Source organism: Aeromicrobium sp. Sec7.5 (genome assembly GCF_036867135.1).
Taxonomy (GTDB): Bacteria; Actinomycetota; Actinomycetes; order Propionibacteriales; family Nocardioidaceae; genus Aeromicrobium.
Map to the genome: position 1 here is coordinate 2,549,082 of NZ_JBAJIJ010000001.1, position 22,398 is coordinate 2,571,479.

The window sequence follows — 22,398 nt, forward strand, 5'->3', positions numbered from 1 at the left end:
AGTCGGAAAATTCAAAAGTTGATCAGCGAGGGGTGCGGGGACCGGCCCGGAGGCCGGTCCCCCACTTCTCAGAGGTCGTCGACCGAGGACGGCTCACGACGCGAGAGGTCGATGCCGAGCTCGTCCGCCGCGCGGAACAGCTCGTCCTCGGCGTCACGCATGTCGACCTGCTGGCCGTCGGCCGAGAGCACCTCGACGTTGAGGCACAGCGACTGCATCTCCTTGACGAGCACCTTGAACGACTCGGGGATGCCGGGCTCCGGGACGTTCTCGCCCTTGACGATCGCCTCGTAGACCTTGACGCGGCCGGCGATGTCATCGGACTTGATCGTCAGGAGCTCCTGCAGCGCGTACGCCGCGCCGTAGGCCTCCAGGGCCCAGACCTCCATCTCACCGAAGCGCTGGCCACCGAACTGGGCCTTACCGCCGAGCGGCTGCTGGGTGATCATCGAGTACGGGCCGGTCGAGCGGGCGTGGATCTTGTCGTCGACCAGGTGGTGCAGCTTCAGCATGTACATGTAGCCGACGCTGATGGGCTCCGGGAAGGGCTCGCCGCTGCGACCGTCGAAGAGGTGGGCCTTGCCCTGGCCGTTGACCAGACGCACACCGTCACGCGTGGGCGTGGTGGAGTGCAGCAGACCGGAGACCTCGTCCTCGCTCGCACCGTCGAACACCGGGGTGGCGACGTGGCTGTTCGGCGGGGCCTCGGTCAGACCGATCTTGGACAGGCTCTTGGCCCACTCGGCGGTCTTCTCGTCGACCTTCCAGCCGGTCTTGGCGATCCAGCCCAGGTGCATCTCGAGCACCTGACCGACGTTCATGCGGCCGGGGACACCGAGCGGGTTGAGCACGATGTCGACGGGCGTGCCGTCCTCGAGGAACGGCATGTCCTCGACCGGCAGGATCTTGGAGATGACGCCCTTGTTGCCGTGGCGACCGGCCAGCTTGTCGCCGTCGCTGATCTTGCGCTTCTGCGCGACGTAGACGCGGACGAGCTGGTTGACGCCCGGGCTGAGCTCGTCACCCTCGGAGGCGTCGAAGACACGCACGCCGATGACGGTTCCGGACTCGCCGTGGGGCACCTTGAGCGAGGTGTCGCGCACCTCGCGCGCCTTCTCGCCGAAGATCGCGCGGAGCAGGCGCTCCTCCGGGGTCAGCTCGGTCTCGCCCTTGGGCGTGACCTTGCCGACCAGGATGTCGCCGTTGCCGACCTCGGCGCCGATGCGGATGATGCCGCGCTCGTCGAGATCGCTCAGCATCTCCTCGGAGACGTTCGGGATGTCCCGCGTGATCTCCTCCGGGCCCAGCTTGGTGTCGCGCGCGTCGACCTCGTGCTCCTCGATGTGGATCGAGGTCAGGAGGTCGTCCTGCACGACGCGCTGGGAGAGGATGATCGCGTCCTCGTAGTTGTGCCCCTGCCACGGCATGAACGCCACGAGCAGGTTGGTGCCGAGGGCCATCTCGCCCTCGTCGGTGCACGGCCCGTCGGCCAGCGGCGTGCCGCTCTCGACCCGCTGACCTGCGGCGACCAGCGGACGCTGGTTGGTGCAGGTGCCCTGGTTCGAGCGACGAAACTTGGCCAGACGGTAGGTCGTGTAGGTGCCCTCGTCCTCGGCGATCTCGATCAGGTCGGCCGAGACCTCCTTGACGACACCCGCCTTCTTGGCGACCGTCACGTCACCGGCGTCGACGGCGGCACGGAACTCCATGCCGGTGCCGACGAGCGGGGCGTGGCTGCGGATCAACGGGACGGCCTGACGCTGCATGTTCGAGCCCATGAGGGCGCGGTTGGCGTCGTCGTGCTCGAGGAACGGGATCAGGGCGGTCGCGACCGACACCATCTGGCGCGGCGAGACGTCCATGTAGTCGACCTCGGCGGCCGGGCGGAGCTCGGCCTCGCCACCGCGCTGACGCACCAGCACCGCAGCGTCGACGAACGAGCCGTCATCGGCCAGCGGCGAGTTCGCCTGGGCGATGATGAACCGGTCCTCCTCCGTGGCCGTGAGGTAGTCGACGGTCGTGCTGACCTTGCCGTCGATGACCTTGCGGTACGGGGTCTCGACGAAGCCGAACGGGTTGATCCGTCCGTACGACGCGAGCGAGCCGATCAGGCCGATGTTCGGGCCCTCAGGAGTCTCGATGGGGCACATGCGGCCGTAGTGCGACGGGTGGACGTCGCGGACCTCGTAGCCGGCGCGCTCACGCGACAGACCGCCCGGTCCGAGGGCCGACAGACGCCGCTTGTGCGTCAGGCCCGCGAGCGGGTTGTTCTGGTCCATGAACTGCGACAGCTGGCTCGTGCCGAAGAACTCCTTCAACGCGGCCACGACGGGCCGGATGTTGATGAGCGTCTGCGGGGTGATGGCCTCGACGTCCTGCGTGGTCATGCGCTCGCGCACGACACGCTCCATGCGGGCCAGGCCCGTGCGGAGCTGGTTCTGGATCAGCTCGCCGACCGTGCGCATGCGGCGGTTGCCGAAGTGGTCGATGTCGTCCTTCTCGACCAGGGTCGGTCCGGCCGGAGCCTCGAGCTCCTCCTCGCCGGCGTGCAGCGCGACGACGTACTTGATCGTGGCGACGATGTCGTCGACCGTCAGCGTCTGCTGGTCGAAGGCCTCGGTCGTGCCGAGCTTCTTGTTGATCTTGTACCGACCGACCTTGGCGGTGTCGTACCGCTTCGGGTTGAAGTAGTAGTTCTCGATCAGCGTCTGCGCGGCCTCGCGGCTGGGCGGCTCGCCCGGACGCAGCTTGCGGTAAAGGTCGAGGAGCGCCTCGTCCTGCGTGTGCGCGTTGTCCTTCTCGAGGGTCGTGCGGATGGAGTCGTACTGGCCGAACTCCTCGAGGATGCGCGCCTCGGACCAGCCGAGGGCCTTGAGCAGGATCGTGACGCTCTGCTTGCGCTTGCGGTCGAGACGGACGCCGACGAGATCGCGCTTGTCGATCTCGAACTCCAGCCACGCGCCGCGCGACGGGATGACACGCGCCGTGTAGATGTCCTTGTCGGACGTCTTGTCGGCGGTGCGCTCGAAGTACACGCCCGGCGAGCGGACGAGCTGGCTGACGACGACACGCTCGGTGCCGTTGATGATGAAGGTGCCCTTGTCGGTCATGAGCGGGAACTCACCCATGAAGACGGTCTGGCTCTTGATCTCGCCGGTCTCGTTGTTCATGAACTCGGCGGTGACGAACAACGGCGCGGCGTACGTGACGTCGCGGTCCTTGCAGTCCTCGACCGAGTACTTCGGGGGCTCGAAGCGGTGATCCCGGAACGACAGGCTCATCGTCTCGGAGAAGTCCTCGATGGGACTGATCTCCTCGAAGATCTCCTCGAGGCCGCTCTTGCCGGACACGTCGGTGCGACCGGCGGCCAGGTCGGCTTCGACCCGGGCCTTCCAGGCGTCGTCACCGATGAGCCAGGCGAAGCTCTCGGTCTGGAGGGCCAGGAGCTCGGGAACCTCGAGAGGCTCCGAGATCTTGGCGAAGGAAAGTCGACGTGAGGTCGAGGTGACAGTCTTTGCTGACGTCTTCTGGGCGACGGTGCGCGAGGCGGCCAAGAGAAGTCCTTCCGAAGGCTCGCAGGCGGATGGCTCTGAGTAGTGCTCTGGGCGCACGCCAAACCGACCCCGTCAAGGGCTTGTGTACCCGGAAGTGGGCATGGCAAGGCGAGCGCGAAGATTCAGTGTAACTCGCGGTGGCCCACCGATGCAAGCCCGGTGCTTGACATCTCAGGTTCCATACAGCATTCTGTGCGCCGCACTCTTCGGTCGTGCCGAATACCGGCCGAGATTCCGGGCTGTTTGGCCGCTTGCGGCGTGTCCTGCCGAACGAGCGTCAGGCGCCGATGTAGGAGATCGAGTCGACGAGCCAGCGCCCGTCCTGCTCCACCATGGCCACGCGCAGGCGCTGCGGGGTGATCGTGGGCGCGTCGAGGTTGGAGGTCAGTGTGACCTTGTCGATGACGACCAGCACCGAGGCCTCGTCGGCCGGGCACTCGCCCTGGCAGGTCTCGGCCGCCGAGGCCTGCACCGTGGTCTGCACCTGGACCTGCGCCGTGGGCGCCTGCTCGCGGAGAGCGGCGACGCTGGGCTCGAGCTCGTCGCTCACGTAGGCGTCGGTCAGGAGACCGTCGACCCCGGCCTCGTAGGCGTCGAGGTCGCGGTAGTCGAAGCTCAGCACCTTCTCGACGGCCGTGGCCGCGGCGTCGGCGGCGTCCTGCGCGGCACCCTGGCTGAGCGGGGCCTCACGCTGCATCTGCCAGTACCCGGCGCCCGCGGCGACCAGGCCGAGGACCAGCACGAGCACCGGGAGCGTAGCCCTCAGCGTGGGGCGACGCCGGCCAGACTCCTCCGACGCCTTCTCGGGCGCCGCGTCGCGGGCGGCCGCGGCCTTCGCCTTCGGCGTGGTGGACGACGGACGAGCGGGGCGGGCCGGGCGGCGCACCGTGGGGGCGACGGCCGCCTCCGGCGCGCGATCGGCAGCCTTCTTGTCCTCGCGTTCACGCCGTGATGGCGCCGGCTTCGGCGTGGGGACGACGGGGCGTGCCGGCGCCGCCTTGCGAGCCTGGGGCTTCGCGGGGGTGGCGCCGGGCTTGTCCTCGCCCGCGATCCTGCGGCGGCGGGGTGGCTGAGGTCCGCTCACGGCGTGACCTCCGGTACGGGCGCGGTGGGCACGCCGTCGGTGGGTGCTCCATCCGTCGGTGCCCCCTCGGTGGGCGCGCCGACCGAGGCCTCGACCTGGGGGATCTCGGCGAGGTCGCTCGCGATCCAGGAGGAGCCCGACCGCGCGAGGTCGACGATGACGCGGCTCGCCACGGTGGCCGGCTCCGTGGCCGCCGAGTCGACGACGAACGTGAAGGTGACCACCACGGCGGCGGAGTCGGCGTCCATCGTCGTGACCCCGGCGGAGGTCACGACCACGCTGCTGAAGCTGACGTCCGAGGAGATCAGGCCCGGCTCCGCCTCGGCGAGCTGGTCGAGGAAGGTCTCCTCGAACTCGTCGGTCACCAGCTCGCCCACGCGCGTCCGGTAGTCGTCGAGGTCGTCGGCGGTGTAGGTGTTGAACGACGTCACGAAGTCGGTGGCGACCGACTCGGCCGACTTGGCGTCCTTGGACCACCCGTCGGAGCCGACGGCCGGCAGGACGAAGGCCATGACGACGCCGGCGACCAGACCCAGGAGGCCCACGACGTACGCCACCGTGACCTTGGTCGACCGCCCGGTCGCCCGGGCGGACGTCACCGGCTCGTTCCGAGCAGCAGCCACTCCAGTTCGCCCTTCCCGTCCGCGGTGGGGACCACGGTACGGGACAGCTCCGCCTGCGAGGCGCCGCGGGGGACGAGGTTCGGGTCGTTGCACCCGAGCTCGGGGTTGAAGACCTCCTGGCCGAGCGCGTCGACGTCGGAGACGTCGGCCGGCAGGCGGACGTCGCGGTAGCCCACGTTCGGACCCTCGCAGAGCGTGAACCCGCCCGGGAGCGGAGCCGGCAGTCCGAGGACGTTGCCGAATGCGGCGTTGAACTGACCGTCCGGCGTCGGCGTCGCCACCGTGAACGCGCCCTGGATCAGGTACGGGTAGAGCAGGAACAAGGTCTGCAGCCCCACGACGTTCTCGTCGAGGATGCGCACGGGGCCCTGGAGGTTGGCCAGGACCGAGCTCAGGTCGGCCGAGTTCTCGCTCACGACGGCGTTGATGGTCTGGGCGGCACCCGAGCCCTCGTCGATCAGGGCGCGCAGGTCGCCGTCGGAGGTGACCAGCGTGTCGGTGAACAGGGCCAGGTCGCTCGCGAAGGACTGGATCTGGCTGCCCTTGTCGATCTGGGTCTGCAGCACGGTGCTGGACGAGTTGATCAGGCTCCGCGTGACGTCGATGTTGTCCTGCGCCTGCTGGACCAGGTTCGCGGTGGAGTCCAGGATCTCGCCCAGCGCCGGACCGGCTCCGTCGAACGCGGTGCCGAGCTCGGTGACCACGGTGTCGAGGTCGTCGGTGGGGACCGAGGAGACGAAGGAGTTCAGGTTCGTCAGCAACGTGCGCGTGTCGATCGGCACCTGGGTGTCGCCGACCTTGATGTTCGAGCCCGCCTTGAGGTACGGCGCGCCGGATCCCTGGGGTCGCAGGTCGAGGTACTGCTCGCCGATCGCCGACTTGTTGGCCACGACGGCCTGGGCGTCGGCCGAGATCCGCGGCGCCGACTTCTCGATGTCGAGGGTGGCCTTGACGCCGTTGCTCGTGAACGTGAGCTTGTCGACCGTGCCCACCGCGATGCCGCGGTAGGTGACCTCGGCCCCGGCGAAGATGCCGCCGGACTCACTGAGCTCGACGGTGACCGGGAAGGTCCGGTCGACCACCAGGCGGTCGATCTGGGCGTACTTCGCGCCGACGTAGCTGACGCCGATCACCGTGACGAGCACGAACATCAGGAGCTGGATCTTGGTCAGGCGGGTGATCATGCGGTGGCCTCCCAGTCGAGCAGCAGCGCCGACAGGTCCGACGACCCCGTGGAGGCCGTGACGGTCGTGCGGCAGAGAAGGCCCGGCAGCAGGCAGGACGGAGCCGGGGTCGTGGCGTCCGGCGCGGGCGCAGCGCCCGGGTCGGCCGTGGCGTCCGGCGCAGGCGTGCTCGCCGGCGCCGGGGCGCCGCCACTCAGCATCTGGACCAGACCGGTCAGCTGCTCGGTGCCGCCACCGAGGTCGGTCTCCGACTGCGTCTCGCCCGTCAGCGGGGTTCCGCCGGCGGGAACCAGGAACCGGAACAGGTTGACCAACGACTCGGTGTCGAGGTCGATGTTGATGTTCAAGTTCAGGTAGTCACCACCACATCCCGAGGGTGTGTCCTTCAGCGGGACGTTGTCCGACGGACGCGGGCAGTACTGCTGGACCGCCGCCAGGGTGCCGCCGACCGCACTGTTGGGGAAGGGGAACGACACGAACGTGCTGAAGTTCTTCACGAGGTCGTCACCGGCGAGGGCCAGGTTCGACAGCAGGGGCTGCAGCGCCTGCAGGTTGGCGACGGTGTCCTCGCGCGAGGCTTGGATGACGCCGGTGGCGGTGTCGCCGAGGTTCTGCAGGGCGGTCGTGAGCGCGACGAGGTCGTCGCGCTGCTGGTCGAGCACCGTGAAGGCCGCAGGCAGGTTGTCGAGGGCCGACTCGATCGCGGACCGCTGACCGTTGGCCGTGATCGCGAGGTTGTTGACCTTCTCGAGCGAGGTCAGGAGGGCGTCCTTGTTCTGGTCGATCTGCCCGAGGAACACGGTCGTGTTGTCGAGCAGCGCCTTGATGTCGGCCTCGTTGCCGGTCGTGGCCTTGTTCAGCTCGGTGACGATCGTGTTGACCTTGTCGAGACCGCCGTTGTTGAACAGCAGCGACGCGGCACCGAGCACCTCCTCGACCTCCGGGTTGCGGCCGGACTGCTCGAGCGGGATCTCGTCACCGTCGGAGAGCTCACCGGTGGCCCCGCTGGCGGGCGGCGACAGCGAGACGAACTTCTCGCCGAGCAGGCTGCTCTGGCGGATCGTGGCCTCGGCGTTGTCGGGCAGGTCGACCGACCCGTTGAGCTCGACGACCACGACGGCGGTCCAGCCCTCGAGCTCGACGGACTTGACCCGACCGACGGCGATGTCGTCGACCCGGACCGCGCTCTGCGGCACGAGGTCGAGCACGTCGCGGAACTCGATCGTGACCTGGTACGGGTCGTCGCCGACGTCGGCACCTCCCGGGAGGGGGAGGTCGGTGGCCGTGAAGGAGCAGCCGGACGTGACGACGGCCGCCACGACGCCGACCGTCAGAAGTCGCAGGTTCGGGCGCTTCACTGGGTGCCCCCCGTCAGGTACTGGGCCAGGTCGGTGAGCTCCGGCAGCTGCGTGGCCGACGCGTCCGGTGCGGCGGTCGCCGGGTCCGTGGTGGGCTCGCTCCCGGCGCCACCCACGGGAAGGGCAGGCAGGCCACCGAAGATGGGCCCGAGGAGTCCGGTCAGCGTCGAGCACAGGGTTCCTGGCATGTCGGGTGTCTGTTGCAGCACCGAGCAGATCGCCCGCGCAGGCCCGCCGGGACCGGTCAGCAGCCCGAGCAGGGTGCCCGGGAGGTTCGCGTGCGTGTCGAGCGTGCCGTAGACCGGGTTGTACGCCAGCGTGACGTTCGACAGCACGGTCGGCGCTGCGACCGAGAACTCACCGATCTCGGTCTCACGGGAGGCGAGCACCTCGGCGAGCGACTTGAGGTTGACCACGTTGGCGCGCAGGGTGGAGCGGTTGTCGCTCACGAGCGACTCGACGCTGGTGAGCGCCGTGGTCAGGGTCGACAGCGTCGCTGCGAGGTCCTCGCGCTCGGTCTCGAGCACCTCGGCGACGGCCGCGGTGTTGTCGTTGAAGGACCGCACCGTGGCGTCGTTCTCCTCGAGCATCGACACGAAGTCCTCGACCTGGCGCACACCGGCGAACAGCTCGTCGGAGTTGTCGCTCAGCGTAGTCGTGAACTGGCCGAAGTTCTTCAGCGTCTCGTTGAGCTGGGCACCCTGGCCTTCGAGCTGGTCGGCCGAGCTCGAGACCAGGTCGCTGAGGGCGCCGTCGGCATTGGCCCCGTCCGGGCCCAGTGCCACGGTCAGGTCGTCGATCGACTCGTAGACCTGGTCAAGCTCGACGGGGACCGCCGTGCGGTCGGTGTCGAGGTGCGCGGCGTTCGCGAGCTTCTCTCCCCCGCTGTAGGCGGGGGCCAGCTGCACGAAGCGGTCGCCGACGATCGCGGGCGACACGATGACGGCCTTGACGTCGTTCGGCAGGTCGACGTCGGAGTCGACCTCGATCGTGGCGCGGATGAACTCGCCCTTCGGCTCGAGCTCGGTGACCTTGCCGACCGGAACACCCAGCACCCGCACCTCCGAGCCCTCGTACAGGGACGTGGTCTGGGTGAAGTCGGCCGTGATGGTGCGATCGCCGCCGCCACGGTTGAAGACCAGCACGACCGCGGCGAAGAGCGCCACGACGACGAAGATCGCCAGGACCTTGCTCGCTCCGGCAAGACGCTGGGCGAAGGAGATGGGGCTCACGGTGCTCCTCCGGTCGACGGGAGGGACAGCGGAGTGCCGATCCCGAGGAGAACATCGAACCATGGTCCCGTGCCGAGTGCCTCCGAGAACAAGCCGAAGAACGCGGGTGACACACGCAGGAGCTCGTCGAGGCTCGCCTCGTTGCTCACGAGGGTGTCGGTGACGCTCTGCAGCTGCTCGAGCGCCGGCTTCAGGTCGGCCCGCGTGGAGTCGACCAGGGCGGTGAGCTCGGTTGAGATCTGCTGCGTCGAGACGAGCAGCGTGTGAATCGCGTCGCGTCGCTGGACCACCGCGTCGAAGAGGGTCGAGGCATCGGTGAAGAGCGTGTCGATCTCGGCGTTGCGGGACGCCAGGGTGCCGGAGACGGTGTCGAGGCCCACGAGCAGGTCGTTGATCTGCTGGTTGCGGGCTGCGAGGTTGGCCGACAGGTCGGAGAGGCCCACGATGGCCTCGCCGAACTCCACGGTGGAACCGGCCGCGACCTCGCTCACCGTGGTGAGCGCGGTGGCGAGCTGGTCGGTGTCGATCGCACCGGTCGTCTCGGCGAGGTCGGAGAAGGCCTGGACGACGTCGTACGGCGCCTGGGTGCGCGACAGCGGGATCGTGGCGTTCTCCTTCATGTCGCCCTCGCCCGCAGGTGTCAGCGCGAGATAGCTGGCGCCGAGGAGGGTGCGGATGCGGATCGCCGCGCTGGTCTGCGGACCGAAGCCCTCGCCCCCGGTGATGCGGAACCCGACGAGGACCTTGTCGCCGTCGAGTTCGATGGAGTCGACCTTGCCGACGGTGACGCCGGCGACGCGCACCTCGTCGCCGGAGCGCAAGCCCCCGATCTCGGAGAACTCAGCCGTGTAGACGTCGCCACCGCCGATGATCGGCAGACGGTCGGCGCGGAACGCTCCGAACAGCATCAGCGCGATGACCGTGAATCCGACGAGACCGGTGATCGTGTGGTTGCGCTCGTGGAACGGCTTCATGGTCACTCACCCCCCGGGATGGCGTCGCGACCGCAGCGGTCGCCGCCGATGTCGGGCAGGTTCAGCGGGAACTGCGTGCCGGTGATCGGATCGGCGAGGGTCAGGTTCAGGCCGCACACGAAGAAGTTGAACTGGCTTCCGGCCGAGGCCGCGTTGCTGAGCTTCTTCATCTTGATCGGCGTGATCTGCAGCTGTCGCTCGATCTCACCGAGGTTGTCGCCCGCCGTCAGGGTCGACGTGAGCTCCTTGAGGGCCGTGACGTCGGCGGCCAGGGCCGGTGCACCCTCGTCCAGGAACGACGCCGTCTCGTTGGCCAGTGCCGAGATCGAGTCGATCGAGCCAAGGATCGCCTCCCGGTCCCCGTTGAGACCGGACACGAACTGCTGCAACGTGACGATCGTCTGGTCGAGCTGCACGTCGCGGTCGGCCACGATGTCGAGGGTCGTCGAGAGGTTGGTGATGACATCTCCGATGAGTTGGTCGCGGTCGGCCAAGGTCGAGGTCAGCGACGCCGTGGTGCCAAGGAGGCTCTGGACGCTGCCGGCCTCGCCCTGGAGCACCTGGATGATCTCGAACGCGAACTGGTTCGTGTCATCGGGAGAGAGCGCCTCGAACACCGGCTTGAAACCGTTCAGCAGCACGTTGAGGTCGAGGGCGTCGACGGTCTGCTCGTCCGGGATCGTCGAGCCGGGCTTCATGACCGCGCTGCTCCCGCTCGGGTCCTGCGAGAGGGCCAGGTAGCGCTGCCCCACGAGGTTGCGGAACTTCAGCGTGGCCATGGTGTTCTGTGTCAGCGGACGATCGGCGTCGACGCTGAAGGTCACGATCGCCTTGTCGCGCCCGTGCACCTCGACACTGTCGATCTTGCCGACCGCGACGCCCGAGATGCGCACATCGTCGCCCTTGGCGACGCCGGTGACATCGGTGAACACGGCCTTGTACTCGTGGCCGTCGCGGAACAGCCCATTGGCCAGGATCGACATCAGCAGCAGGGTGGCCAGACCGGTGAAGGCCAGGAACAGGCCCACCTTGATGGCGGCCGAGAACGCCTCGCGATCGAGCCTCATCGGACCGCCACCTCGGCTCCTTCGTAGAGGGGCCCCAACAGCAGGGGCGCCAGGTCGGAGCTCTGGGCCGGGTCCAGGCCCACGCTGTCGGTCACGAGGGCGTCGAGCATGGTCCACTCGGACGCCACGCCCGTGCGATTGGCACTGCCCGCGGGCGTGCCGTCAGCGCTGAAGAACTTGCCGTGCGGCGACTTCACACCCACGAGCTGGTAGAGCTCGGCCGCGCGGGGCGGACCCGGGTAAGGGGTCTCCTGCGGGAAGAGGTCGACCCCTTCGGCGAGCTGGTCGAGCTGCAGACAGGTCGGCTCGACGAGCGACGCGTTCTCGGCCGAGTTGGCCTCCTCGTAGGAGATGACCGGCTTTTCGTCGAGCGTGTACGGCGTCGGCATGCCGCCGCGAGTGGTCTCCGGGATGCCCGGCGTGATGATCTCCAGGTTGATATGGAGCGCGCCCCCGCGGAACAGACTGTCGAGTCGCGGCACGACCGTATCGAGTGCCGCCAGGAAGCACGGGAAGGTCACTGAGTAACGACCTGCCTGGTACAGCCCGCGACGGCCGTTCGCGTTGAGGTCGACCAGGTCCTGACCGCTCGTGGCGAAGAAGTTCGTCAGGGTGTTGGCCAACGTCGTCGTGCTGGCCAGGAAGGACGTGAGCTGCGCGTCCTTCTCGACGATCGTGCCGCCGGTCACGACGGAGTTCTCGAGCACCCGCGCGAGATCGGGCAGCGCGGCCGCGTAGATGTCGGAGACCTCACCGAGGGCGACGAGGTCGTCGACCGCCTGTGGGATCTCGGGGTTGATCTCGGTCAGGTAGGAGTTGAGCTGCACGAGCGTGTCGCCCAGCTGCTCGCCGCGCCCCTCGAGCGCCGTCGAGACCGCGGTCAGCGTGGTCGAGAGCTCGGCCGGCTCGACCGCCTCCAGGAGTCCGTAGAGGTTGTTGAGCACCTCCTCGAGCTCGATCGGGACGTCGGCCTTCTCGATGACGTCGCCGGCCTTCAGCGAGTCGGTGGAGGTGATGGCCGGCGGGATCAGCGCGACGAACTTCTCGCCGAACAGGGTCTTCGGCAGGATCTGCGCCGTGACCCCGGCGGGGATCTCGTCGATCAGGTCGGGGTTCAGCCCGAGCGTGAGCTCGACGCCGTCGTCGGTGACCTTCTGGTCGGTGACCTCGCCCACGATCATGCCGCGCAGCTTGACGTCAGCGGCCTGCGGCAGCTGCGAACCGGCCTTGCTGGTCTTCAGCGTGACGTCGTCGGTGCTGACGAACGTCTTGTTGAAGAAGGCGAACGTGAGCCAGACGAAGAACAGCAGCATCACGAGGAAGCCGATGCCGAGGACCTTCTTGACCGAGGGACGGTCGAGGGTGGCAGTGCGAGCCATCGCGGTCACCCAGCCAATCTGACGGTGACGGTCGTGCCCCAGATGGCCATCGAGGCCAGCAGGTCGACGACGTTCACGGCGACGATCGAGGTTCGGACTGCCAGGCCCACGGCCACGCCGACGCCGGCGGGTCCGCCGGTGGCGTAGTAGCCGTAGTAGCAGTGGATCAGGATCACGACGACCGCAAAGATCAGCACCTTCGCGAACGACCACAACACATCGGTGGGTGGCAGGAAGGTGTTGAAGTAGTGGTCATACGTGCCGGTGCTCTGACCGTAGATCTGGGTCACCGTGAGTCGTGTCGCGAAGTACGACGACAGCAGGCCGACCATGTAGAGCGGCACGACGGCGATGAGGCCGGCGATCACGCGGGTCGTGACGAGGTAGGGCAGCGACGGCACGGCCATGACCTCGAGCGCGTCGACCTCCTCGGAGATCCGCATCGCGCCCAGCTGCGCCGTGAAGCCGCAGCCCACCGTGGCGGCCAACGCGATGCCCGCGACGATCGGGGCGATCTCACGGGTGTTGAAGTAGGCCGACACGAATCCGGACAGCGCCGAGGTGCCGAGCTGGTCGAGGGCCGCGTAGCCCTGGATGCCGACCTCGGTGCCCGTGAAGAAGCACATGGCCGTGATGACGCCGACCGTGCCGCCCACCAGGGCGAGCGAGCCGGATCCGAAGGTGACCTCGGCGAGCAGCCGGAAGATCTCCTTGGAGTAGTTCTTGATCGCGCGCGGCACGTTGGCGATGACGCGTACGTAGAACGCCATCTGGCGTCCCATGCTGTCGAGCGCTCCGGACGGCTTGGAGGCGACTTCCGAGATGCGCGAGCCGAGAGTCTTGTTCGCCATCACATTCCCTTCGGCGGGACGAGCTGCAGGTACAGCGCGGAGATGACGAAGTTGACCACGAAGAGCAGCGTGAAGGTGATGACGACAGCCTCGTTGACCGCGTCGCCCACGCCCTTGGGCCCACCCTTGGCGTTCATGCCCTTGTAGGAGGCGACGATCGCGGCCAGGAACCCGAACACGAGGGCCTTGGCCATGCCTTGGTAGATGTCGGGTAGCTGCGCGAGTGCCGTGAAGGACGAGACGTAGGCGCCTGGTGTGCCGTCCTGCAGGATCACGTTGAAGACGTAGCCGCCCGCGACGCCGACGATACTGACCAGGCTGTTGAGGAAGACCGCGATCATCATGCAGGCGAGGACTCGGGGCACGACCAGACGCTGGATCGGGTCGATGCCGAGCACCATCATCGCGTCGAGCTCCTCGCGGATCTTGCGCGAGCCGAAGTCGGCCGCGATGGCCGATCCGGCCGCGCCCGCGATCAGGAGCGCCGTGGCGATGGGGCCCGCCTCACGGATGACCGCGAGGACCGCAGCCGATCCCGTGAACGACTGCGCGCCGAACTGCTTGATGAGTCCACCCACCTGCAGCGCGATGACCGCTCCGAAGGGGATGGCCACGAGCGCCGTGGGGACGATCGTGACGCGGATGATGAACCAGGACTGGAGCAGGAACTCCCGCAGCTGGAACGGCCGGCGGAACAACGCCACCAGCACGTCCATCATGAACGCGAACAGGCCGCCGGCGACGCGCGCCGGGCCGGTGACGACGGAGAGGCTCACGCACCGCCGCCTGTCGGGACCGGGGCTTCGGACTCGAAGGAGCCGGGGGGCGGGGTGACGTTGTTGTCGCGGCACCAGCCGCCGGGCTCACGCTGGCCCCGGCGGGGACGGCCGTCGGAGGGCGACAGCTGCTCCGGGATCGGCGGCAGGGGCGGCATGTCGATGCCGGACTCCGAGGCGAGCTCATCGGCGTCCTTCTCCTCGGACATGCCGATCGGGCCGACCCGCTGGGCGTTGAGGAACTGCGCCACGACCGGCTCGGTCGAGCTCAGGAGCATCTCGCGGGGACCGAACATCGCCAGGTGCTTGTGGTAGAGCAGGCCGATGTTGTCCGGGACCGTGCGGGCGGTGTTGATGTCGTGGGTCACGATCAGGAACGTCGCGTCGATCTGCGCGTTCAGGTCGATGAAGAGCTGGTTGATGTAGGCCGTGCGGACCGGGTCCAACCCCGAGTCCGGCTCGTCGATCAACAGGATCTCCGGATCCAGCACCAGCGCGCGGGCCAGGCCGGCGCGCTTGCGCATACCGCCGGAGATCTCACCGGGGAGCTTGTTCTCCGCACCCGTCAGACCCACCAGCTCCATCTTGTCCATCACGACCTGACGGATCTCCGACTCGGACTTCTTGGTGTGCTCACGCAACGGGAAGGCCACGTTGTCGTAGAGGTCCATCGAGCCGAACATCGCCCCGTCCTGGAACAGCACACCGAACAGCTTGCGGATCTCGTAGAGATCCTTCTCCGAGCAGTTCGCGATGTCGGTGCCCTCGATCCACACATGACCCTTGTCGGGCTTCAGCAGACCGATAACCGTCTTCAGGAACACCGACTTGCCGGTACCCGACGGGCCGAGCATCACCGAGATCTCACCCGCGGGGAGCGTCAACGACACATCGTTCCAGATCACCTGCGACCCGAACTTCTTCGTCAGACCCTCGACCTTGACCTCAACACCCACGGTGTCCTCCTCGTTCGACCGTCATCCCCCGGAGAGATGACGGATCCAAGCCATCGTAGTGCAGTGTGACCGGGCGCACAGGGACAACGATGGCGCGTGATGGGAAGTTACGACACCTGGTGGTCACTGCGAGTTACCGATCGCTGGGTGACTGTAACCGACGACACAACTGGGCCCATAATCAACTCTGGATTCAAAAAAATTCGGAGCGTTCGAGGGGTCGCGAGCCGGCCCCGGACGCGCCGAAGGCGCCCCTCCCGCGAGCGGGAAGGACGCCTTCAGCAGTGTGCTGGTGTCAGCAGGTCACTTGAGGGTGACGGTGGCGCCGGCGGCCTCGAGGGCCTCCTTCGCCTTCTCACCGGTCTCCTTGTTGACCTTCTCCAGGACCGGCTTGGGCGCGCCCTCGACGAGATCCTTGGCCTCCTTCAGGCCGAGGCTCGTGAGCGTGCGCACCTCCTTGATGACCTGGATCTTCTTCTCGCCGGCCGACTCGAGGACGACGTCGAACTCGTCCTGCTCGGCGGCTTCCTCAGCGGCACCGGCGCCACCGGCCGCGGGGGCGGCGGCAACGGCGACCGGAGCGGCCGCGGTGACCTCGAAGGTCTCCTCGAAGGCCTTCACGAACTCGCTGAGCTCGATGAGGGTCAGTTCCTTGAATGCATCCAACAGCTCGTCAGTGCTGAGCTTCGCCATGGTGGCGTCCTTTCCTACAGATGAGACCCCGAGGGGGTCCCGATGGGTGATCGGGCGGTTCAGCCCTCGGTGGTGGTCGCGTCCTCGGCGTCGGCCGCGGGGGCCTCGTCCTCGGTCGCGGGGGTGGTGTCGGCGGCCTCCGCAGGTGCGGCGGCAGCCTCGGCGGGGCTCTCCTCGGCCTTCTTCGCCTCGAGGGCCGCCACGAGGCGGGCCGTCTGGGCGAGGGGCGCGGCGAACAACGAGACTGCGTTCTGCAGGCTGCCCTTCATCGCACCGGCCATCTTCGCGAGGAGGACCTCGCGCGACTCGAGGTCGGCCAGCTTCTTGATCTCGTCAGCGCTGAGCTGCTTCCCGTCGAGGAAGCCGCCCTTGATGACGAGGTGGGTGTTCACCTTCGCGAAGTCACGCAGACCCTTGGCCGTCTCGACCGGATCGCCCGAGATGAAGGCGATGGCGGTCGGACCGGTGAGGAGGGCGTCATCGATGTCGATGCCGGCCTCCTTGGCCGCGATCTTGGTCAGCGTGTTCTTGGCGACGGCATAGCTCGCCGTCTCACCGAGGATGCGCCGCAGTTCCTGCAGCTGCTTGACGGTGAGACCGCGGTACTCGGTGAGCACAGCGCCGTTGGACTCTCGGAAGTTGTCCGCGAGCTCAGCGACCGCTGCAGCCTTGTCCGGGCGTGCCATGGGTCTCCTTCCAGCACATGTCAGTGCCGAGGACCAGGCGAAGGGCCACAAAAAATGCGCCCCGTGCAAGGCACGGAGCGCATGGAAGCATGAACTCTGAACCTGCGCGGGCCGCCACCAGGATTGCTCCTGGGGCACTTCGGGCGATCCGGGTGGATCACCGACCGACGGTCTTCGGCAGTGCCACTCTACGGGCGCGGTGCTCCGCGACCAAATCGGGCGTCAGGCAGCGTCGGCGAACAGGTCCTCGAGGTCGCCCTCCGTGCGGTGGATCCACCACGTTCTCGTCCACGCCGCTCAGGCGGGCGGTGGATGCTCCACGACCTCAGCCACCATTCGGTGGTGGAACCACCGGCGACCCGGTCGACGAGTCCAATTTGTGGTCGATCCACCGCCTGACCGGACGCACGAGGGCCCGGCGCCGCTGGTGCGGTGCCGGGCCCTCGTGGACGGTCTGGAGGCTCAGGCCTCGGTGTCGCTCGCGAAGCTGCGCGTGCGCGACGGGTCGACGCCGATGCCGGGGCCGTTCGTCGTGGAGATGGTGACCTTCTTGACGTAGCGGCCCTTCGAGCTGGACGGCTTGAGACGCAGGATCTCCTCGAGCGCGGCGCCGTAGTTCTCGGCGAGCTGCTCGGCCGAGAACGAGGCCTTGCCGATCACGAAGTGCAGGTTGGCGTGGCGATCGACGCGGAACTCGATCTTGCCGCCCTTGATGTCGCCGACGGCCTTGGCCACGTCGGTCGTGACGGTGCCGGTCTTCGGGTTCGGCATCAGGTTGCGCGGGCCGAGGACGCGGCCGAGCCGGCCGACCTTGCCCATCATGTCGGGCGTCGCGACGACGGCGTCGAAGTCGAGCCAGCCGCCGTTGATCTTGTCGACGAGCTCGTCGGCGCCGACGTGGTCGGCACCGGCCTCACGGGCGGCGTCGGCGTTGGCGCCGGTGGCGAAGACCAGGACCCGGGCGGTCTTGCCGGTGCCGTGCGGGAGGTTGACGGTGCCGCGCACCATCTGGTCGGCCTTGCGCGGGTCGACGCCGAGGCGGACGGCGACGTCCAGCGTGGAGTCGTACTTCGTGCTGCCGGACTCCTTGGCGAGGGTGGTCGCCTGCAGAGGGGTGTGGAGCGTGTCCTTGTCGAACTTGTCGGCGACCGCGCGGTACGCCTTGCTGTGTTGTGCCATGGCTTCTTTCCTTGGTGTGCCAGGTGTGGTGCGGGCCCAGCGGGCCCTCCCACGTACTTCTGGGTGGTGGTTGAGCGTCAGCCCTCGACCGTGATGCCCATGGAGCGGGCGGTGCCCTCGACGATCTTGGCCGCGGCCTCGAGGTCGTTGGCGTTCAGGTCGGGGAGCTTGGTGGTGGCGATCTCACGGACCTGGGCGGCGGAGATCTTGCCGACCTTGTCAGTGTGCGGCGTGGCCGAGCCCTTGGCGAGCCCCGCAGCCTTCTTGATCAGCTCGGCGGCCGGCGGCGTCTTGGTGACGAACGTGAACGAACGGTCCTCGTAGATCGTGATCTCGACGGGGATGACGTTGCCACGCATGGACTCCGTGGCGGCGTTGTACGCCTTGCAGAACTCCATGATGTTGACGCCGGTCGGGCCGAGCGCGGTGCCGACGGGCGGCGCCGGGTTGGCCTGGCCAGCGTTCAGCTGCACCTTGACGACAGCGGTGACCTTCTTCTTGGGAGGCATGTTTTTCGGGTCCTTGGTGATTCGGGTGGTGGTGCGAGGACGAGCGGAGCGCTCAGACCTTCTGGATCTGGGTGAAGCTCAGCTCGACCGGGGTCTCGCGACCGAAGATCTCGACGAGCGCCTTGACGCGCTGGGCGTCGACGTTGATCTCGGTGATGGTCGCGTGCAGCGTCGCGAACGGTCCGTCGACGACCATGACGGAGTCAGCCGTCTGGAAGTCCGCGAACTCGACCTTGGGGGCCTTCGTGGGCTGCTTGTCGGAGGCGTCGTCGGACGCCGTGGCGGCGACCTCGGCCTCTACCGCCGGGGCGAGCATCTTCTCGACCTCGGCGAGGCTCAGCGGGACCGGCTGGTGGGCGTTGCCCACGAAACCGGTGACCGACGGCGTGTGGCGGACGACGCCCCACGACTCGTCGGTGAGGTCCATGCGGACCAGGACGTAGCCGGGCAGGACGGTGCGCTTGACGAGCTTGCGCTGACCGTTCTTGATCTCGGCGACCTCCTCGGTGGGCACGACGACCTCGAAGATGTCGTCCTCGGCGTTGAGCGAGGTGATGCGGTTCTCGATGTTGGCCTTGACCCGCTTCTCCATGCCGGAGTACGTGTGCACGACGTACCAGTCGCCGATCTGGCTGTAGAGACGGTCGCGGAACTCCTGGAGCGGGTCGGCCGGAGCGGCGGGCTCGAGGGCCTCGTCACCGGCGCCCTCGACCTCGTCGCCCACCTCGTCGGCGGACGGCTCGTCGCCGTCGGTGGCGGACTCGTCGCCGTCGGTGGCGGACTCGTCGGAGCTGCCGTCGACGGTCTCGTCGGCGTCGACGGTCTCGTCGGCGTCGACCGGGGCCTCGGTCTCGACCTCGGGGACGTCGTGCTCCTGCACGTCGCCCGTGGTCTCTTCGTAGCTCTCACTCACGTGAATTCTCGTCCTAACCGAAGATCTTGAACATCAGCTGACCGAACCCGAAGTCGAGTCCAGCCACGATCGCCATCATCACGAGCACGAACACGAGCACGACGACGAAGTACTGCGCGACCATGGGCCGCGTGGGCCACACGACCTTGCGCAGCTCGGCGATCACCTGGCGGATGAAGGTTGCCGGTGCGGTACGGGCCTGCGCGGTGGGCGTCCGGCCGTCCTTGTCGCGATCGCTCACGATGCTCCTTCGTCAGTGGTCAAGTGGGGGCTCGAGATGGGGATCCGGTGGCACCGGCGGTGCCACCGTGACGGGCGAACCAGCGTCCGTCTCTGTTTTCGTACGTGCTCCGCGATGCGTGCTGCGTCGTGCGTACTGGGCACGGCACGAGGGACTTGAACCCCCAACCTTCGGTTTTGGAGACCGATGCTCTGCCAGTTGAGCTAGTGCCGTTCGGCGTGGCCCCGCGCCGCACCGCCTGCGCGCGGGCATGACGAAACGATGTGAGATCTCACCGGAGGCCTCAGTGTACGGGGTGCTCGCGTCCGGGGTCGAATCGAGTCCGGACGCACCTGGGGCCCGGTCGATCGACCGGGCCCCAGGTGCGGGTGGAGTGCGTCAGCGCGCGAGCGGGCGACCCTGCGCGTCGCCGAGCTTGCCGATCGCGATCAGGATCAGGTCGATCAGCGACCAGATGCCGCAGCCGCCCAGCGTGAGCAGCTTCAGGACGCCCAGGCCCGTGTAACCGAGGTAGAAGCGGTCGATGCCCAGTCCGCCGAGCAGGACCGAGAGGATCAGTGCCGTCACGAAGCTCTTGTCGCTGACGGGGCCGTTGTACTGGCCGGCGACACCGTAGGCCTGCTGGCCCGGAGCGCCGTAGCCCTGGCCGGGCGCCGGGTAGCCGGCCGGTGCGGCGGGCGCGAAGGCCCCGCTCAGCTCCGGCATGGCCGAGGCGAGCACCCACTCGCCACCGTCGGCGCGGACGTGGCTGTTCTGGGTGATGTTGCCGGTGCCGGCGAACTGCTTCAGCTGGTCGAGCGTGTACGGGCCGTACTCGGTGCCGTTGACGTAGGTGAAGTACTGGGTGCTGGGCGCAGTGCCCGGATCGGTGGTCATCAGGAGTTCTCCTCAGGAGGATGCGGGGTGGGCCGGACAGCACTCTAGGTCAGGAAGGCTCCAACGCGGAGACGTCGTGCACCCTGCCGAGCGTGTGTCCGGTTCTCAGACGCTCAGCCGGACGGCTTTGTTCCCGGCCGAAGGGTCCCATCTCCTGCGTCTAGGGTCGAGTCATGACCGACCCGATGCAGGCCAGCGGCAGCTCCTTCGCCCGCGCCAACCGGATCCTCGCCCTCGCGCTCGTCTCCGCGCCCGTCTACATCCTCATCGCGCTGTGGTTCGCCGCCCCCGAGGCCGAGGAGGACCTGGCCCCGTGGGTCGCCGGCGCTGCCATTGGTGCGGTCGTGCTCGCCTGGCTCCTGGCCCAGTCGATCGGGTACCGGGTGACCCCGCTGGCGTTCGGCGACTCCCCCGCCGTCGCGACAGGTCGCTACCAGCAGTCGATGCTGGTCCGCTTCGTGCTGACCGAGGCGCCGATCATCCTCGGCATCGCCGCCACCTTCGTGCTGCCCTACGGGGTCTGGACGTACGTCGTCGTGCTCGTCGTCGGGCTCCCGTCGATGGTCTTCCACGTCTGGCCGAGCCGGCGCGTCGTGGACAAGATCGCCACGCGGCTGGAGTCCGGGGGCGTCCCCTCGGGCCTGCGCGAGGCCTTCGGCCACCGCTGACACTCCTCCTCGACGACGGGGACCGGGCGTGCGACAGGATGGACCGATGCGGCCCCTGCACGAGCTCCCGAAGGCGCACCTGCACCTGCACTTCACCGGGTCGATGCGCCACGCGACGCTCCTGGAGCTGGCCGAGCGCGACGGCATCCACCTGCCCGCGGCGCTCCAGGAGGAGTGGCCCCCGGAGCTCAGCGGCGCTGACGAGAAGGGCTGGTTCCGCTTCCAGCGCCTCTACGACGTGGCCCGGTCCGTCCTGCGCACCGAGGACGACGTCCGGCGCCTCGTGCGCGAGGCCGCCGAGGACGACGTGGCCGACGGCGCCCGGTGGACCGAGATCCAGGTCGATCCCTCGGGCTACGGCGCCCGCTTCGGCGGCATCACGGCGTTCACCGACCTCGTGATCGACGCCGTGCGCGACGCCGAGCGGGCGACGGGGCTCGGCATGGGCGTCGTGATCGCCGCGAACCGGACGCGGCACCCCCTCGACGCGCGCACGCTCGCGCGGCTCGCGACCCAGTACGTCGACCGCGGGGTCGTCGGCTTCGGCCTGTCCAACGACGAGCGCCGCGGCGAGACGACCGACTTCGGCCGCGCCTTCCAGATCGCGGCCGACGCCGGACTCGCCTCGGTGCCGCACGGCGGTGAGCTGCGGGGCCCTGAGCACGTCACGACGTGTCTGGACCACCTGCACCCGCACCGCCTCGGCCACGGGGTCCGCGCCTCGGAGGACCCGCGCGTGCTCGAGCGGGTGGTGGCCGAGGGCGTGGCGCTCGAGGTCTGTCCCGCGTCCAACGTGTCGCTCGGCGTGTACGCCACGGTCGAGGAGGTGCCCGTACGTGAGCTGATGGCCGCCGGCGCCACCGTCGCCCTCGGTGCCGACGACCCCCTGCTCTTCGGCACCCGGCTCGCCGGGCAGTACGCGCTCCTCCGGGCCGCCCAGGACTTCAGCGACGCCGAGCTCGCCGAGCTCGCCCTCGGGTCGTGGGAGGCGTCCCGCGCGCCGGCCGAGCTGGTCGCCATCGCCAGGGCCGACGTCCAGACGTGGTTGGACGCCCCCGATTCCGCTCCCTCTGATTCCGCTCCCTCTGATTCCGCCCGGAGCCCGGAACCCCCGCCTGTGCCCGATTCCGCCCGGAGCCCGGAACCCCCGCCTGTGTCAGAGTTGGGCCGATGACAGCCCCGACCCCGCCACCACCGATGCCGCTCGGACCGGCACCGGCGTGGGGCCACCCGTGGCCCGCGCCCGTCCCGCCGCGCCCGCTGGCACCGGGATCCACGGCCGGACTCGTGGTCGGCATCGTCGCCCTGGCGGGCGGGCTGGTGCTGCTGCTTCCGCTGGTGGTCGCTCCGCTCGCCTGGTACCTCGGCGCCCGGGCCCACCGACAGGCCGAGCGGGAGCCCGAGCGGTGGCGTCCCGGCGGTCCCGCCAGGACCGCGATGGTCCTGGGCATGGTCGGCTCCGGACTCCTGACCCTCGTCTTCCTGCTGGCCGTCGTCGTCGCGACCCTGACCTGGGTCACGATCGCGTCCCCCTCGCCCTACTGACCCCGGGGACCTCTCCCCCACGCTCGTCGCAGCACGCCGTGGGATGCTCG

22 protein-coding genes and 1 tRNA gene are annotated in these 22,398 nt (G+C 68.5%); 3 read left to right on the forward strand and 20 right to left on the reverse strand.

Annotation, left to right across the window (positions count from 1 at the left end):
• Window positions 1–68 precede the first annotated feature (68 nt).
• From rpoB to V6S66_RS12850, 20 genes are all read right to left on the reverse strand, one after another.
• The gene (gene rpoB / locus V6S66_RS12755) at window positions 69–3,554 is read right to left on the reverse strand and encodes a DNA-directed RNA polymerase subunit beta (protein ID WP_334207110.1); all 3,486 of its coding nucleotides are present in this window, start codon (window positions 3,552–3,554) and stop codon (window positions 69–71) included.
• A gap of 277 nt (window positions 3,555–3,831) precedes the next feature.
• Window positions 3,832–4,638 (reverse strand): hypothetical protein, encoded by an 807-nt coding sequence (locus tag V6S66_RS12760; protein ID WP_334207111.1) that lies wholly within the window; start codon window positions 4,636–4,638, stop codon window positions 3,832–3,834.
• A complete protein-coding gene (locus tag V6S66_RS12765; RefSeq protein ID WP_334207112.1) occupies window positions 4,635–5,237 on the reverse strand; it encodes a hypothetical protein in 603 nt (200 codons plus the stop codon). The genes V6S66_RS12760 and V6S66_RS12765 overlap by 4 nt, the downstream gene beginning before the upstream one ends.
• Entirely contained in the window at window positions 5,234–6,445 is a 1,212-nt protein-coding gene (locus V6S66_RS12770) for an MlaD family protein (protein WP_334207113.1), read from the reverse strand. Before V6S66_RS12770 ends, V6S66_RS12765 begins: the two co-directional genes overlap by 4 nt.
• A complete protein-coding gene (locus V6S66_RS12775) occupies window positions 6,442–7,803 on the reverse strand; it encodes an MCE family protein (RefSeq protein WP_334207114.1) in 1,362 nt (453 codons plus the stop codon). Before V6S66_RS12775 ends, V6S66_RS12770 begins: the two co-directional genes overlap by 4 nt.
• The gene (locus tag V6S66_RS12780) at window positions 7,800–9,035 is read right to left on the reverse strand and encodes an MCE family protein (protein ID WP_334207115.1); all 1,236 of its coding nucleotides are present in this window, start codon (window positions 9,033–9,035) and stop codon (window positions 7,800–7,802) included. Before V6S66_RS12780 ends, V6S66_RS12775 begins: the two co-directional genes overlap by 4 nt.
• Entirely contained in the window at window positions 9,032–10,009 is a 978-nt protein-coding gene (locus V6S66_RS12785; RefSeq protein ID WP_334207116.1) for an MCE family protein, read from the reverse strand. Before V6S66_RS12785 ends, V6S66_RS12780 begins: the two co-directional genes overlap by 4 nt.
• Before the next feature lie 2 nt (window positions 10,010–10,011).
• Window positions 10,012–11,076, reverse strand: coding sequence for an MlaD family protein (locus V6S66_RS12790; protein ID WP_334207117.1), 1,065 nt, complete (start codon window positions 11,074–11,076; stop codon window positions 10,012–10,014).
• The gene (locus V6S66_RS12795; RefSeq protein ID WP_334207118.1) at window positions 11,073–12,455 is read right to left on the reverse strand and encodes an MCE family protein; all 1,383 of its coding nucleotides are present in this window, start codon (window positions 12,453–12,455) and stop codon (window positions 11,073–11,075) included. The genes V6S66_RS12790 and V6S66_RS12795 overlap by 4 nt, the downstream gene beginning before the upstream one ends.
• Before the next feature lie 5 nt (window positions 12,456–12,460).
• A complete protein-coding gene (locus tag V6S66_RS12800) occupies window positions 12,461–13,306 on the reverse strand; it encodes an MlaE family ABC transporter permease (RefSeq protein ID WP_334207119.1) in 846 nt (281 codons plus the stop codon).
• Entirely contained in the window at window positions 13,306–14,025 is a 720-nt protein-coding gene (locus tag V6S66_RS12805) for an MlaE family ABC transporter permease (RefSeq protein ID WP_334207263.1), read from the reverse strand. Before V6S66_RS12805 ends, V6S66_RS12800 begins: the two co-directional genes overlap by 1 nt.
• Window positions 14,026–14,078: 53 nt before the next feature.
• The gene (locus V6S66_RS12810) at window positions 14,079–15,038 is read right to left on the reverse strand and encodes an ABC transporter ATP-binding protein (protein ID WP_334207120.1); all 960 of its coding nucleotides are present in this window, start codon (window positions 15,036–15,038) and stop codon (window positions 14,079–14,081) included.
• A gap of 303 nt (window positions 15,039–15,341) precedes the next feature.
• Window positions 15,342–15,731, reverse strand: a complete 390-nt coding sequence (gene rplL / locus V6S66_RS12815; protein WP_334207121.1) for a 50S ribosomal protein L7/L12 — start codon at window positions 15,729–15,731, stop codon at window positions 15,342–15,344.
• 59 nt (window positions 15,732–15,790) lie between these two features.
• Entirely contained in the window at window positions 15,791–16,417 is a 627-nt protein-coding gene (rplJ, locus tag V6S66_RS12820) for a 50S ribosomal protein L10 (protein ID WP_334207122.1), read from the reverse strand.
• Window positions 16,418–16,879: 462 nt separating this feature from the next.
• Window positions 16,880–17,596: a 50S ribosomal protein L1 gene (gene rplA, locus V6S66_RS12825; protein WP_334207123.1), complete on the reverse strand. Its 717-nt coding sequence runs from the start codon at window positions 17,594–17,596 to the stop codon at window positions 16,880–16,882.
• Window positions 17,597–17,673: 77 nt separating this feature from the next.
• Complete coding sequence (rplK, locus tag V6S66_RS12830) at window positions 17,674–18,105, reverse strand: 50S ribosomal protein L11 (RefSeq protein WP_334207124.1); 432 nt, start codon at window positions 18,103–18,105, stop codon at window positions 17,674–17,676.
• A gap of 52 nt (window positions 18,106–18,157) precedes the next feature.
• Entirely contained in the window at window positions 18,158–19,018 is an 861-nt protein-coding gene (nusG, locus tag V6S66_RS12835) for a transcription termination/antitermination protein NusG (protein WP_334207125.1), read from the reverse strand.
• Between the two features lie 13 nt (window positions 19,019–19,031).
• Window positions 19,032–19,259, reverse strand: a complete 228-nt coding sequence (gene secE, locus V6S66_RS12840) for a preprotein translocase subunit SecE (protein WP_334207126.1) — start codon at window positions 19,257–19,259, stop codon at window positions 19,032–19,034.
• Between the two features lie 140 nt (window positions 19,260–19,399).
• Window positions 19,400–19,472 (reverse strand) — tRNA-Trp (locus V6S66_RS12845).
• A 165-nt stretch (window positions 19,473–19,637) separates the two neighbouring features.
• The gene (locus tag V6S66_RS12850) at window positions 19,638–20,135 is read right to left on the reverse strand and encodes an NINE protein (RefSeq protein ID WP_334207127.1); all 498 of its coding nucleotides are present in this window, start codon (window positions 20,133–20,135) and stop codon (window positions 19,638–19,640) included.
• A gap of 173 nt (window positions 20,136–20,308) precedes the next feature.
• Between V6S66_RS12850 and V6S66_RS12855 the strand changes: the two genes are divergently transcribed.
• The 3 genes from V6S66_RS12855 to V6S66_RS12865 are packed head-to-tail and all read left to right on the forward strand — an operon-like array spanning window position 20,309 to window position 22,348.
• Window positions 20,309–20,803: a hypothetical protein gene (locus V6S66_RS12855; RefSeq protein ID WP_334207128.1), complete on the forward strand. Its 495-nt coding sequence runs from the start codon at window positions 20,309–20,311 to the stop codon at window positions 20,801–20,803.
• A 46-nt stretch (window positions 20,804–20,849) separates the two neighbouring features.
• Window positions 20,850–21,977, forward strand: a complete 1,128-nt coding sequence (locus V6S66_RS12860) for an adenosine deaminase (RefSeq protein WP_334207129.1) — start codon at window positions 20,850–20,852, stop codon at window positions 21,975–21,977.
• Window positions 21,974–22,348: a hypothetical protein gene (locus V6S66_RS12865; RefSeq protein WP_334207130.1), complete on the forward strand. Its 375-nt coding sequence runs from the start codon at window positions 21,974–21,976 to the stop codon at window positions 22,346–22,348. The genes V6S66_RS12860 and V6S66_RS12865 overlap by 4 nt, the downstream gene beginning before the upstream one ends.
• Window positions 22,349–22,398 lie beyond the last annotated feature (50 nt).

Coding starts and splice junctions, on each gene's coding strand:
- rplL (WP_334207121.1), bottom strand. CDS start 15,731: ATGGCGAAGCTCAGCACTGACGAGCTGTTGGATGCATTCAAGGAACTG.
- V6S66_RS12790 (WP_334207117.1), bottom strand. CDS start 11,076: ATGAGGCTCGATCGCGAGGCGTTCTCGGCCGCCATCAAGGTGGGCCTG.
- V6S66_RS12785 (WP_334207116.1), bottom strand. CDS start 10,009: ATGAAGCCGTTCCACGAGCGCAACCACACGATCACCGGTCTCGTCGGA.
- V6S66_RS12795 (WP_334207118.1), bottom strand. CDS start 12,455: ATGGCTCGCACTGCCACCCTCGACCGTCCCTCGGTCAAGAAGGTCCTC.
- V6S66_RS12860 (WP_334207129.1), top strand. CDS start 20,850: ATGCGGCCCCTGCACGAGCTCCCGAAGGCGCACCTGCACCTGCACTTC.
- rplK (WP_334207124.1), bottom strand. CDS start 18,105: ATGCCTCCCAAGAAGAAGGTCACCGCTGTCGTCAAGGTGCAGCTGAAC.
- rplJ (WP_334207122.1), bottom strand. CDS start 16,417: ATGGCACGCCCGGACAAGGCTGCAGCGGTCGCTGAGCTCGCGGACAAC.
- rplA (WP_334207123.1), bottom strand. CDS start 17,596: ATGGCACAACACAGCAAGGCGTACCGCGCGGTCGCCGACAAGTTCGAC.
- V6S66_RS12805 (WP_334207263.1), bottom strand. CDS start 14,025: ATGATGGACGTGCTGGTGGCGTTGTTCCGCCGGCCGTTCCAGCTGCGG.
- V6S66_RS12800 (WP_334207119.1), bottom strand. CDS start 13,306: ATGGCGAACAAGACTCTCGGCTCGCGCATCTCGGAAGTCGCCTCCAAG.
- V6S66_RS12850 (WP_334207127.1), bottom strand. CDS start 20,135: ATGACCACCGATCCGGGCACTGCGCCCAGCACCCAGTACTTCACCTAC.
- V6S66_RS12855 (WP_334207128.1), top strand. CDS start 20,309: ATGACCGACCCGATGCAGGCCAGCGGCAGCTCCTTCGCCCGCGCCAAC.
- V6S66_RS12865 (WP_334207130.1), top strand. CDS start 21,974: ATGACAGCCCCGACCCCGCCACCACCGATGCCGCTCGGACCGGCACCG.
- V6S66_RS12770 (WP_334207113.1), bottom strand. CDS start 6,445: ATGATCACCCGCCTGACCAAGATCCAGCTCCTGATGTTCGTGCTCGTC.